Below are 13705 nucleotides of genomic sequence, written 5' to 3'. Positions count from 1 at the left end.
TCACATCAGAAATCAAAAATCGTTAATCAAAAATCATAAATAAAACTTACTGATTCAAATTGCCTTCTTCTTCCTTTTTTTCTTTGTTCAACAAACTTGGACCTTCTTTAGCCAATTTGTTTTTAGTTGGAATTTTATAATTAATACTAAAGCCAAATCGACGAGAGTCATATTTGCTTGACAATAATAATGGCGTATTATAGGAGCTCACCACAGTGCGATTAGAATTAAAAATGTCACTAGCACTCAATGAAACGGAAAGTTGATCTTTGAAAAACTTTTTAGAGAAAGTCAAATCTAAGCTATTTCGCATCGGTTTATCTACAATAAAATAAAAGTAATTCCCCTTTGGAAACATATAAGTAAAGTTGGCCACAAACTTAATATCTTTTGGCAATAAGAGTTGCGACATTAAATTTAACATCCAAAAACCATTGGTTTTAATATCTGGAATTTGATGGTATTGATACGCCGTATATACATATAAGAAATTCATCGTGTCTGGATTGACATTCATTTTCATCGTTTCTTTAAGTCCTTTGGTAAACAACATATACGGAACTGGCATTCCAATATTAAAATTGTGAACTTTAATTTGTGGCACATTCACATTGGTATTGATCACCACATCATTCGTTAGCAAAACTCTATTAACCACTTGATTTTGAGCAGAACTTACATTGTATCCAATAAATGCATAATCAAACGCGCTTAATTTTACTTCATAATTATCAAAGATTGTAGGTTGTAAGTTTGGATTTCCAGAGAAATCTACATTGGGATTTTGATAATTGGTATTGTTAGGATTTAATGCAGAAGTACTCGGCAAACTAATTTTCTTGTTGTAATTGACATTAAAATAAACAGAGTTACTAAAATTGTATTGCGCACTTGCGTTAGGAAAAAATCGAAATTGTTTAAACGGAATTAAATCTGTCGTATTGGTTTTTCCGCTAATATCGTAATCCTCAGCTCTAGCACCAACGATAAAATTGAAATTACTAAATTTAGTTTGCAATTCTGAATACGCAGCCGCTGTTCTACGTTGATAGTCTAAATTGACCACATTCCTATTTTGAGTTTCAAAAAACAATCCTTCATATAAACCACCAAAACTCAATTTTCCTTCATCTGAAAAGTTTATTGGCTGAGAATAATCAATTTTAGCATTGAATAATTGCTGATTTGATTCATTGTTTAAAACGTTTGTATTATTGATTCTAGAGTCTAATAAAAAATCATTTTTATTATCATTATAATTGAATTTAAACTCTAATTTCTTTGATCTGTCGTCAAACTTTTTTTGGTAAGTCACCACGAAATCTTGGCGCAATGCATCTGTGTAAGAGTCATCATCCGTATTAAACCCAGGACCATTACTCGTAGTTACACTATTATTATTGCTGTAATTTAAATCATAATTAAGCAACAATCTATCTTTACCAATATCAAAAGTTAGCGCTGATTTTACAAAATTTGTTCTTCCAATACGATCCGCATCTGTAGCCGAAACTAAAGTAGTTACATTATTCTCGTTTTTAGTTAAGGAAGTCCACAAAGCGCTTTCAGAATAACTTTGTCCAAGATTCAGTTGCCAACCAAAATATTTATTTCTAGCACTCAGCAGCAAACTATTGTTTACACGCCATCTCAAATGATCATAATTAGTAATATTCGTGCTGTTTGTAAAGGTTGCGCTTAAATATTTTTTAGCATTTACATTCGTAATAATATTCATAATAGCTCCACCAGAAGTTGCTGGAAACTCAGCACCAGGTTGTGTTATGATTTCAATTTTCTCAATAGCATTTGCAGGCATTCCTTCTAAAAAAGAATTGAGTTCATTTGTAGTTATATTTAATGGTCTTCCATCTAAGTAAACATCCAATTGCTTTCCTTGATACATCATTCCAGCGACATCAGATGCAAGTAATCCAGGTAGTTTTTTTATTCCGTCTAATACAGATCCTGTATTTAAACTGGGTTGACTTGCAAAATCAAAAATAGTTCTGTCTGCTTTTTGTTCTACAGCTTTCTTCACTTTTACAATTGATACTTCGCTTAATTCAACTGCTTTTGCAGGTGTTTCCTGTGCTTGAAGTGTACATAAACTTCCAAAAAGGAATAGAGCCAACAAGATATTATTTTTCATCATGGATATTTTATTATCTAAATAGACTCGTAAGTAGAACAAACGTTACAAGAATTAGGTTCTAATTTAGAAAAATGTATTTTTAGAATAAATACGACATAATAATTTTAGGAAATCGCTGATCTAGAATTAATAAAAAAAGGAGAATAAACTTCTGAAATATTAACTTCTAAATTCTACTCATAAGTTGCAACTAAAGCCTATCTTTGCCCGCTTTTTAAAATTTAAAAAAAATGACAAAGAACAGCGTATTAAAAGGAGTTTTCTTAGTAGCAATTGGTGCAACGAGCTACGGAATGTTAGCCACTTTTGTAAAAATAGCTTACGGAGAAGGTTTTACAACAGCAGAAGTAACAACTTCGCAATTTATATATGGAATTATTGGAATTCTACTTTTAAATTTAATTCAGAAGATTAAAAACAAGAATACAACTCCAAAAGCTACGAAAAAAAATATTCTACATTTGATGCTTGCGGGAACTTCGTTGGGAACAACCAGTCTTTTTTATTATTTAGCCGTGAAATACATTCCTGTTTCTATCGGGATCGTTTTATTGATGCAAACTGTTTGGATGGGAGTTTTACTAGAAATGATTTTAGAAAAAAAACTACCATCGACCCAAAAAATTATTTCAGTAATTATTGTTTTAGTGGGAACCGTTTTGGCAACTAACTTAATAAACAATGAAATACAATTAGATTGGCGCGGCATTATGTGGGGAGTTTTAGCAGCTGCTTCCTTTACTACAACTATGTTTACCGCTAATCGTGTTGCGACCACAATTTCTTCAACCCAACGAAGTTTGTATATGCTTCTTGGAGGCGCGGTAATTGTATTTACATTTGCTTTATTTACGCAAGTTACTCCATTTAACTTTGATATTTTTTTAAAATGGGGAATTATTATGGCTCTATTTGGAACTATAATTCCACCGATGTTATTGAATGCTGGTTTTCCGTTAACTGGAATTGGACTAGGAAGTATTGTCTCTGCGCTAGAGCTTCCGGTTTCGGTTATGATGGCTTATACTTTATTAAATGAAAAAGTAGATCCGCTACAATGGTTTGGTATTGTCTTAATTATTTTAGCGATAATCATTATGAATGTCAATTTTAAGAAAACTGCTAAAGATTTACACTAATAAATCGTGTTATAATACTAGTAAACTCATCGATTTTTTTATAAATTCGTAACAAACAAATTATTATGAATTTACCTTGGCATTTGTATGTAATGGCATTTATCTATTTCATTGCAGGAATAAACCATTTTAGAAATCCACGTCTTTACATAAAAATTATCCCTCCTTCTTTTCCAAATCCAAAATTATTAAATATAATTAGTGGTTTGGCCGAAGTACTTTTGGCTATAGGTTTGTGTATTGCAAGTATTTCGAATTATGCTGCTTGGGGAATTATTGCTTTATTGATCGCTGTTTTTCCCACGCATCTTTATATGTATTTTAATGAAAAGGCGAGAATGGGATTGCCAAAATGGGTATTGCTTTTAAGAATGCCCTTGCAGTTAGTATTGATTTACTGGGCTTTTCAATATACGTAAAAAATGAATTCTTTATTTGAGGGACACTCCGAACCAATATTTCTGGGATTACCAGATGCTGAAATTATTTATTATCCCGAATTTTATAGTCAATCATCAGCCGATTTAATTTATTCGGAACTACAAAGAGACATTCTCTGGCAACAAGATGAAATCAAAATTTTTGGAAAAATTCATCCGCAACCCAGATTGACCGCTTTGTACGGTAATGAAGGAAAATCATACTCCTATTCGAATATAAAAATGCAACCTCATCCGTGGAGTTTGCTTTTGCAAAAAATAAAACTGGAAGTTGAAAAGGTTGCTGAAACAAATTTTAGTACGGTTTTACTCAATTATTATCGCGACGGAAAAGACAGTAACGGTTGGCACGCAGACGACGAAAAAGAATTGGGATTAAATCCTATAATTGCTTCGGTTAGTTTTGGTGCGGAACGCGTATTTCAATTAAAACATAAGACTGATTCACTACAGAAAAAAACCATCAATTTACAACATGGAAGTCTGCTTTTGATGAAAGGAACTACACAACATTTCTGGAAACATCAAATTCCTAAAACAGCCAAACCAATAACACCGCGAATAAACCTCACCTTCAGACTGATAAAATAATTTTCGTATTGATTTATCATTATATTTGATATAATAAATCATTCCTATGAACGAAATTATATCTTACTTTTCTAGTATTCCATCTTCTCATCGCAGCTTAATTCTGGTAGCGGGAATCACTATTTTTTGGATGATTGAGAATGCCTATCCACTTTTTAAATTCAACTATAAAAAATGGCATCATGCAGGAATCAATATTTTCTTGACGCTAACCACAATTATTGTCAATTTCTTGTTGGCTTTTATTTTACTAAAAACCGCTGATTGGACAATTAATAACAATTTTGGAATACTACAATGGTTGCCTAAAATGTCCATTTTACTTTATACACTTATCGGATTACTTTTGCTAGATTTAATTGGTGCTTATTTAGTTCACTTAGTAGAACATAAAGTAAAATTCTTATGGCGTTTTCATTTAATACATCATACCGACACTTGGATCGATACTACAACAGCCAATAGACATCATCCTGGAGAAAGTATCATTCGATTTGCCTTTACCGCAATAGGTGTTTTTATTATTGGAAGTCCAATGTGGATGGTTTTTTTATATCAGACTTTATCGGTGATTGCCACACAATTTAATCACGCGAACATTGCACTACCCAAAAAAGTAGATACACTTTTAAGTTATTTTATTGTCTCGCCAGACATGCACAAAGTACATCATCATCATGTAATGCCCTATACGGATAGTAATTATGGAAATATATTTTCTATATGGGATCGTTTATTTGGGACTTTTAGGACGCTGCCAAAAGAAGAAATAATTTACGGAATTGATTCGCATCCTAATCCTACAGAACACAATAATTTAAAAAATTTATTAAAAATACCTTTTCAAAATCAACCTGTAAAAGAAAAGAAGTAAAAAATATAAAAAAAAATAAGTTTTGATAGAATCTAACTATTTTTTTCTTAATATTGGTATCAAATTAGAAATGTAATTTATTAATCATTAACAACTTATTTGAATTAATTTTCACGTGATGAAAAAGAGTAACCGAAAAGAATTAAACTGGGAACAAACAGAAAAACTTGTTACAATGGCTTTAGAAGAAAAAAACCCTTTTGAAATCATCAAAAAAGAATTTGGTCTGGCAGAAAAAGAGATTCTGGAAATCATGAAGAAAAAAATGCCAGCAGAAAAATTTGAAATGTGGAAAAAGAAAGCAACAGCAAATAAACCAAAACCAAAACCAGTTAAAATTGATGATTTTGATGAAGATTTGGATGGCAAATATTATATAAAAAATAAACTAGATTAGTTTTACAAACTCCTATCATTTAGGAGTTTTTTTTTGTTTTAATCTGAATAAAAACTAAGTTTATAATTAAAAAAAAATCCATTCTGCGAATTAATATTCACAAAATGGATTTTTTATATTCTAATCTAAATATTATTTCCCTTCTTTTTGAAAATCTTGTCTAATTTTTTGTTCTTTTAAAATAGACTCTACAAAAGGCTTTGTTACTGTTTCAATTTCATTTTCAGAAATAGTTAATGCTTTTGAATTTTTAACTAATTCTAACCATGGTTTAGGAGCTTTAAAATCATAACTACCAAAAACAATTACTGGTGTACCTTTTACCTTTACTGTTTCTGGATTGGCTAATTCCCATTGGTCTGCGAAATCATATAATTTACGAGCATCTTTTTCTTGAAGCCTCAAACAAGAATGAGAAGCAGGATATCCTGGCAAAGTATATTGATGCCATCCTACACCCAATTTATTTTCGATATTAAAGTTCCAACGCAAATCCCATTCGTCGTCAAAAGTACTAGTAGTTTCTTCAGCTTTCCAGTTCGTAAAAAAAAGTCCCGTTGGTGTTTTATCTTTCTCTCTACCCATATTAGTAGGACCTGTATATACTAACTCGCCTTTTTCGTACGCCGCAAATGTTTGTGTTGGATAAGAGAAAAACACGATTTTATTAATCTCTTTTAATGACGAAACCGATAATGGAAATGGTAAATAAAATTCAATGTCTCCACTCATATCATCTGGAATAACGACAGAATCCATTTTTTTAAAATTAGCAGCATCCGTTCTATTGACAGCATAAGCTATAGCAAAGTTCGTACTATCTGCACTATTTTTAGACAACCATTCTTTTGTGTTTTCGAGATGAAAAGAAGTTTTTTTAGGTTCATTTCTTTCTTTAACGGCAATTTTGTCAATTGTAGACTCTGTTTTACTTTCTTGCTTGCAACCAATAAATAATAATGCAATACTGATATTTAAAAATAGAACTATTTTTTTCATAATAAAATCTTTTATTTTTGATTTATAACTTCAACTAAAATTCTGTTTTACAAACTTCAGCCATTTATGTGACCTTGATGTTACATAATTAGAGGGTTTTCTTGTCAAATTATTAGATGAAAATAATTTAAATTTTTAGAGTTGACAAACGTTAATACTATCTTATTTTACTTTTTAATAACAGTTACAAAAAAGGGAATGGCTTAACTTTGTACTTCATTTTAGAAAAACAAAACATGAACGATTTAAAAAATAAAAATGCACTTATTACAGGTGCCGGAAAAGGTATTGGAAAAGCAGTTGCAATTGCATTGGCTAAAGAAGGTGTAAATGTAATCTTGATGGCAAGAACACAATCTGATTTAGATGAAGTCGCTAAAGAAGTAAATGCACTTGGAGTAAAATCTATGACTGTTATCGCTGATGTTGCAGATATTACTTCTGTAAACACAGCTGTAGAAAAAGCATTAGCAGAATTTAAAACAATTGACATCCTAGTTAATAATGCTGGAATTGCTGCTTTTGGTAAATTTTTAGAACTAGAACCATCAGCATGGGAAAACATTATTAAAGTGAACTTAATGGGAACATATTATGTAACACGTGCTGTTTTACCTAATATGATTGAAAGACAAATGGGTGATATTATCAATATTTCTTCCACTGCAGGATTAAACGGAAATGCAATGACTAGCGCGTACAGTGCGTCAAAATTTGCTGTTTTAGGATTAACTGATTCGTTAATGCAAGAAGTTCGCAAGCACAATATTAGAGTAACTGCTTTAACGCCAAGTACCGTTGCTACAAATATGGCGAAAGAATTAAAACTTACCGATGGTAATCCTGATAAAGTAATGCAAGCAGAAGATATGGCCGAATTAATTATCGCTCAATTAAAATTGAACCGAAGAGTTTTTATAAAAAACAGCAGTATTTGGTCAACAAATCCATAATCACATTGATTTTAAAACTACAAAACCCCTTATAATAAAGGGGTTTTGATTTTATATATTGTTATGATTCTGAATTACCTTTCCCAAGGACAGGATTTAAACCAAAGCCGAAATAAACTCCATTCTTACGCTTCCGTCATCATCAATTTTAGTCAAATTGATTTCGTGTAATGTATTTACTAATTCTGGATTCCACGGTGTTTTTACTTTTACGTAATTTTCTGTAAATCCATGAATGTATCCTTCTTTATTTTCACTTTCAAAAAGCACGGTTCTGTTACTTCCCAATTGACTTTCATAAAAAGCACGACGCTTTTTAACAGACAATCCACGCATCATTTTACTTCTCTTGGCTCGAACATTGGCAGCAACTGCTCCATCCATTGCTGCAGCTTCTGTATTATCCCTTTCCGAATAAGTAAAAACATGTAAATAAGAAATATCCATTTCATTAAGAAAATTATAAGTCTCCAAGAAATGCTGGTCAGTTTCGCCAGGAAAACCAACAATCACATCCACACCAATACAAGCATGTGGCATTACTTCGCGTATTTTATTTACTCTTTCGGTATAAACTTCTCGCTGATAGCGACGCTTCATCAATTTTAGAATAGCATTGCTTCCAGATTGCAAAGGAATATGAAAATGCGGAACAAAAGTGCGACTTTTGGAAACAAACTCAATCGTTTCGTTTTTCAACAAATTAGGTTCAATAGACGAAATACGCAAGCGCTCAATTCCTTCTACTTTATCTAATTCCTGAACCAATTCTAAAAAAGTATGCTCGTGTTTTTTATTACCAAATTCTCCTTTTCCGTAATCGCCAATATTCACTCCAGTAAGAACAATTTCTTTGATGTTTTGTGCAGAAATATCCTTTGCATTTTTCAATACATTCTCTAATTCGTCACTTCTAGAAATTCCTCTCGCTAATGGAATGGTACAATAAGTACATTTATAATCGCAACCATCTTGTACTTTTAAGAAAGCGCGCGTTCTATCCCCAATAGAATAACTTCCTACATAAAAATCAGCTTCAGAAATCTCGCAAGAATGAACTTCCCCGATATCATTTTTAGACAAGTCGTTAATATAATCTGTGATTTTAAATTTTTCTGTGGCACCAAGAACTAAATCAACACCATCTACTGAGGCTAATTCTTCTGGTTTTAATTGTGCATAACAACCTACTGCAGCAATAAAAGCTTGATTATTTAACTTCATTGCTTTTTTTACAATTTGCTTAAATTGTTTGTCTGCATTTTCCGTTACAGAACACGTATTTATCACATACATATCAGCAACTTCCTCAAAATCGACACGATCAAAACCTTCATCCTCAATAGAACGAGCAATTGTTGATGTTTCCGAAAAATTCAGCTTACAACCAAGCGTATAAAAGGCAACTTTTTTTCTATTTCCCATAATAAATCTTAAACTAATGAAATCGTTGTCAAAAAATTTAAGTGTGCAAATTTACAAACTAAAATCTATTAATGAGTAGAGGTTACGCATTTTATTAAAACACAAATCCGATACCTTATGATTCATACATAAGGTATCGGATTTATTTAATTTTTTTAAAAAAACTTATTGTAATATAAAACGTCTTACTACTTCGGCCACGCCATGATTATTATTTGAGGCAACAATAACAGTTGCTCTATCTCTCAATTCTGGATCTACATTATCAACCCAAACACCTAATCCTGCATATTCTATCATCGATAAATCATTACCGGCATTACCAACCGCTATAATTTCGCTTTGAAGAATATTAAGTTTTTCAGCTAAGAATTTTATACTCGCTCCTTTATCAATTCCGTTTGGAGCCACTTCTAAGAAAAAAGGTTTTGACATAGAAACACTCAAATGTGGCATCGCTGCTTTTAAGTCGGCTTCAACCTTTTTTAGATAAGTTGGTTCTTCTAATAAAATACATTTTACCGCAGATGAAGTGACCGCATCCTTGAAATGAGGAACTTTATTGTGTTGTAATCCTGTAATATTTTTTTCTACTTCAATATATTCTGAATCCGTTTCGCTTACAATATTCCCATCAATATAAGTAATGATATGGGTTTTACTTTTTAAACTGTAATCGTATAACTCATGAATTTGTTGTTGTGTCAAGCTTTCTTCGAATAGGACTTTATCTTCTTTTAAATCTGTAATTACAGCTCCGTTATAAGAAAGCATAAAAGAATTATTGACATCTAGTTTTAATTCTTTAGCAAAAGCAATCATTGCTGAAGTAGGTCTGCCGGAGGCCAAGACAATATAAACACCTAACTTTTGCGCCTCAAATAACATTTCCTTATTCTCGTCTGAGATTTTATGGTCATCAGTCAATAAGGTATCATCCAAGTCCAGAACCAACATTTTGTATTTCATTTTACTCTTTTAAGCAATACTAATGAGTTTAGATACTCATTCTAAATTCTTCGATAACTGGATTTACTTTTGCAAATTCTGTTTCTTGCACGAATAATTCAACTGCTAAATCTGAATTACCAAAACCACCTAATCGAGCCGATTGTATGTTGTTTTTAGCTACTACATCTACACCAATTGCTTCAATTTTTTCTTGTAAAGCCATTGCTAGAATTTCACTTCCCGAAAATACTTTCATTAATCCCATGATGTTTATTTTATTTATTAGTATTATTATTTTTCTTCTAAATTTTCATTTTCATCCTCTAGATCATCTTCATCTTCTTCACTTTCATCTTCATCCTCTTCATATTCTTCTTCCTCATCCATTTCAAAAACGAAAGGTTCTATCAACATTTTATCAACTAAAATCTCAATACGATCTGTTATTCGATCAGCAAAAACGATTCTCTGAGTTTTGTTGATGCTATTAGATATGCGCATGATTTTAGTTTCATTACGCAATCGTAAAATAGGATCTGGATCATCAACAATAAACATTTTTAAACGATTGACATTAAAACCTGCCGTGGTAAACATATCATTCAATTTAGTAGCCGTTCCTATTAGCACATCAACTCCTGTAGAAATATAATTTTTATCATATTCCATGTCGCCTTTATCATGAACACCAAACACCTGAAGATCGGTATATTTACCATATTTTTCAAAAAGATCTTCCATTTCTAAAACCTTCGCTTTGTCTTCAACAATAATTAAAGCACGTGGAGATTCTTCGGTTTCTCTAGCCAATTGCTGAATTACATTCAGCACAATTGTAGTTGTTTTTCCGCTGCCTTTTTCAGAAATAATAAGGCAATCAGCACCACTTTTTATTGTAGAAAAAGTTTCTTGCTGCAATGCATTCGCTTCGGTTAGACCGTTCTCAATTAAACCTTCTTGTAACTTCTCGTTTATTTTTTTTAATTTCATTTTTTTATAGCTTAAAGCTCAATTCTATAATTTATTCGAATGCTATTATTTACTTGCAAAAAGTTTCACATCATTTTCGGAAATTTCGCTTCCGCCAAGGATAATCAAACGCTCTACTACATTTCTCAATTCCCGTATATTTCCAGTCCAATCGTATTCTTTAAGCAAATTTATTGCAGCAGCAGAAAACTTCTTGACTGCATTTCCTTGCTCTGTAGCAATTTTATTTGCAAAATGACTTATTAACATCGGAATATCTTCTCGTCTATCATTTAGCGCGGGCACTTTTATTAATATAACGGCTAATCTGTGGTATAAATCCTCGCGGAAACGACCTTCGGCAATTTCTACTTTTAAATCTTTATTTGTTGCTGCAACTACACGCACATCTACTTTTATGTCTTTATCGGCTCCTACTCTAGTAATCATACTTTCTTGTAGGGCTCTTAAAACTTTGGCTTGTGCCGAAAGACTCATATCGCCAATTTCATCTAAAAAAATGGTTCCTTTGTCCGCTGCTTCAAATTTTCCTGCACGGTCCTTTACTGCCGATGTAAAAGCTCCTTTGACGTGACCAAACAATTCACTTTCTATCAATTCTGAAGGAATAGCAGCACAGTTAACTTCGATTAATGGAAAATTAGATCGTACACTTTTTTCGTGCAATTGATGCGCAACTAATTCTTTTCCCGTTCCGTTTGGTCCTGTAATTAAAACTCTAGCTTCGGTTTCTGCTACTTTATCAATCATCACTTTGATGTGATTAATCGCTTCGCTTTCGCCAATCATTTCGTAGTTCTTACTTACTTTTTTCTTTAGAATTTTATTTTCGACAACTAGTTGTTTTTTGTCTAAAGCATTTCGAACTGTGTTTAGCAAACGGTTTAAATCGGGTGGTTTTGAGATGTAATCAAAAGCTCCCAAACGCATTGTATTTATAGCTGTTTCCATATCGCCATGACCAGAGATCATCACCATTGGAATTTCAGGTTTAATTTTTTTTACGGCCTCTAGCACCTCAACACCATCCATTTTTGGCATTTTGATATCACATAAAACGAGATCGTAATCGTTATTTTTTATTTTTTCGAAACCAGCAACTCCATCTTCTGCTTCTTCAACTTGATAGGTATCATTTTCTTCAGAAAGTATTTTACTGAGCACTCTTCGTATTGCGGCTTCGTCTTCTATTACTAATATTTTCGGCATTTTTTACTGTTTTTTTAATGGCTATAAATTGACCAAGGCTTAAATTTCTATTTTTTGTTAAAAGCATATATCCTCTTGCAAATAATATGCCCTAGCCCCGATTGCAATGAAAATCCTTTTGTAACTCGCCCTAGCGAGGTATAAAAGATTGTAATGAAAAGCGGGAAATAGCTCCTTACAATTAATTGTTTATTGTGAAAATTCAAACAATTAAAATCTTAATATTTCAACCATTTGTATAATTCCAACCAACTTGGTTTTTTGCCGTACATCAATATTCCTATTCTATATATTTTTGCAGCAAACCAAACTACTGCAAAAAAGCTAGCAAATAGCAAGGTGACTGATATAGCAATTTGCCACAAAGGTACGCCAAACGGAATTCGCATGAGCATTACTATAGGAGATGTAAGCGGAATCATTGAAAAAACTACCGCGACGGTTCCGTGTGGATCATTGATTACTGTAAAAAACCCGATATAAACTGCTAAGATTAGTGGCATCATTATAGGCAAAAGAAATTGTTGCGAATCCGTCTGATTGTCAACCGCGGCACCAATTGCTGCATAAAAAGAGCTATAAAGGAAATAACCACCGATGAAATAAACGACAAATCCGATTAGAATGCTGGCAATAGGCAAATTCCATAATTCCTTAATATACATTTGTGCTGTTCCTGCCATTTCTTGCTGTGCAGCCTGCATTAATTCGGGTGATATTTTTGCCGTAGGTGACACATTTACGCCAAAAAAAGTAGAGGCTGCAAACATTAATGAAAGTCCTATGGCCGCCCAAATAAAGAATTGTAGTAAACCTGCCAATGAAGTTCCAATAATTTTTCCAATCATCAATTGAAATGGTTTTACTGACGAAATAATAATCTCTACAATTCTACTCGTTTTCTCTTCGATTACGCTTCGCATTACCATATTACCATAAATTATAATGAACATCATAATTAGATAACCAAAAGCACCACCAATTCCTATTTTTATTTCATTGAGTCCTTTGACACTTTCTTCTCCAGAAGCTTTTGTCAAGTTAATATTTACAATGGCTTTGGCTTTATTTATAGCAAGAGTGTCTAAATTAGCTTTGACAAGATTGGTCTTTGTTAGCTTAGAGGCAATTATATACTGAACTTTTTCTGTAAATGAAATACTAGGACTATTGTTTGAAATAAACTGTATGTTGTTTTCAAAATCCTTTGTATCAACTGCTTTTGGAATGTACAAAAGTCCTTCATAACTTTCATTAGTGATACTATCCTTTAGAGACTTTAAATCTATCCTTGATAAATCTAGGTATTTATAAGTTGCATTTTTGTTGTTCTTGGCTGTGAATTCTTGGACAAATACACCGGATTCATCATGAATTGCAATTTGTTTTGTATCGGCTTTCATCGAACTTAAATATCCTACAAATCCTGCTAATGCAACAAACAACAACGGACTTAAAAAAGTCATTACGATAAAAGACTTATTGCGAACTTTCGAAATAAATTCTCTTTTTATAATTAATGAAATAATACTCATTTAGTTTTTTATTTATTAGTAGTGATTTTACAATATAGATTTAAAAT

The 13705-nt window shown here is 32.1% G+C and carries 14 protein-coding genes; 6 read left to right on the top strand and 8 right to left on the bottom strand.

The features are described from left to right. Positions 1–46: 46 nt before the first annotated feature. Positions 47–2152: an outer membrane beta-barrel family protein gene (locus tag H2650_RS05050; RefSeq protein ID WP_188049672.1), complete on the bottom strand. Its 2106-nt coding sequence runs from the start codon at positions 2150–2152 to the stop codon at positions 47–49. 233 nt (positions 2153–2385) lie between these two features. Between H2650_RS05050 and H2650_RS05045 the strand changes: the two genes are divergently transcribed. The 5 genes from H2650_RS05045 (at position 2386) to H2650_RS05025 (ending at position 5596) form a co-directional block, all read left to right on the top strand. Next, positions 2386–3294 carry a DMT family transporter gene (locus H2650_RS05045; RefSeq protein ID WP_188049671.1) on the top strand — a complete coding sequence of 303 codons (909 nt, stop codon included), beginning with the start codon at positions 2386–2388 and terminating at the stop codon, positions 3292–3294. 65 nt (positions 3295–3359) lie between these two features. Further along, positions 3360–3713, top strand: coding sequence for a DoxX family protein (locus H2650_RS05040; protein ID WP_188049670.1), 354 nt, complete (start codon positions 3360–3362; stop codon positions 3711–3713). Positions 3714–3716: 3 nt separating this feature from the next. Continuing rightward, positions 3717–4325 carry an alpha-ketoglutarate-dependent dioxygenase AlkB gene (locus H2650_RS05035; RefSeq protein WP_188049669.1) on the top strand — a complete coding sequence of 203 codons (609 nt, stop codon included), beginning with the start codon at positions 3717–3719 and terminating at the stop codon, positions 4323–4325. A gap of 46 nt (positions 4326–4371) precedes the next feature. Next, a complete protein-coding gene (locus H2650_RS05030; RefSeq protein ID WP_188049668.1) occupies positions 4372–5199 on the top strand; it encodes a sterol desaturase family protein in 828 nt (275 codons plus the stop codon). A 118-nt stretch (positions 5200–5317) separates the two neighbouring features. Further along, positions 5318–5596: a DUF2805 domain-containing protein gene (locus H2650_RS05025; protein WP_066081282.1), complete on the top strand. Its 279-nt coding sequence runs from the start codon at positions 5318–5320 to the stop codon at positions 5594–5596. A 132-nt stretch (positions 5597–5728) separates the two neighbouring features. Here the strand turns inward: H2650_RS05025 and H2650_RS05020 are convergent, their stop codons facing one another. After that, on the bottom strand, positions 5729–6595 hold the full coding sequence (locus H2650_RS05020; protein WP_188049667.1) for a L,D-transpeptidase: 867 nt from the start codon (positions 6593–6595) through the stop codon (positions 5729–5731). 236 nt (positions 6596–6831) lie between these two features. Between H2650_RS05020 and H2650_RS05015 the strand changes: the two genes are divergently transcribed. Then, positions 6832–7548, top strand: coding sequence for a 3-ketoacyl-ACP reductase (locus H2650_RS05015; RefSeq protein WP_188049666.1), 717 nt, complete (start codon positions 6832–6834; stop codon positions 7546–7548). Between the two features lie 96 nt (positions 7549–7644). On the opposite strand, the gene mtaB is transcribed toward H2650_RS05015, so the two are convergent. The 6 genes from mtaB to H2650_RS04985 form a co-directional block, all read right to left on the bottom strand. Then, positions 7645–8973: a tRNA (N(6)-L-threonylcarbamoyladenosine(37)-C(2))-methylthiotransferase MtaB gene (gene mtaB / locus H2650_RS05010; RefSeq protein ID WP_188049665.1), complete on the bottom strand. Its 1329-nt coding sequence runs from the start codon at positions 8971–8973 to the stop codon at positions 7645–7647. 165 nt (positions 8974–9138) lie between these two features. Further along, positions 9139–9942: a Cof-type HAD-IIB family hydrolase gene (locus tag H2650_RS05005; RefSeq protein ID WP_188049664.1), complete on the bottom strand. Its 804-nt coding sequence runs from the start codon at positions 9940–9942 to the stop codon at positions 9139–9141. 28 nt (positions 9943–9970) lie between these two features. Continuing rightward, positions 9971–10189, bottom strand: coding sequence for a DUF2007 domain-containing protein (locus H2650_RS05000; protein WP_121925889.1), 219 nt, complete (start codon positions 10187–10189; stop codon positions 9971–9973). 26 nt (positions 10190–10215) lie between these two features. After that, positions 10216–10914 carry a DEAD/DEAH box helicase gene (locus H2650_RS04995; RefSeq protein ID WP_188049663.1) on the bottom strand — a complete coding sequence of 233 codons (699 nt, stop codon included), beginning with the start codon at positions 10912–10914 and terminating at the stop codon, positions 10216–10218. A 45-nt stretch (positions 10915–10959) separates the two neighbouring features. Then, entirely contained in the window at positions 10960–12123 is a 1164-nt protein-coding gene (locus H2650_RS04990) for a sigma-54 dependent transcriptional regulator (RefSeq protein ID WP_188049662.1), read from the bottom strand. A 218-nt stretch (positions 12124–12341) separates the two neighbouring features. After that, complete coding sequence (locus H2650_RS04985) at positions 12342–13658, bottom strand: ABC transporter permease (RefSeq protein WP_188049661.1); 1317 nt, start codon at positions 13656–13658, stop codon at positions 12342–12344. Positions 13659–13705 lie beyond the last annotated feature (47 nt).

The organism is Flavobacterium sp. GP15, from assembly GCF_014281985.1.
Taxonomy (GTDB): domain Bacteria; phylum Bacteroidota; class Bacteroidia; order Flavobacteriales; family Flavobacteriaceae; genus Flavobacterium; species Flavobacterium pygoscelis.
Note: the sequence above shows the minus strand (reverse complement) of the source record. Positions and strands in the feature narration are given on the sequence as shown.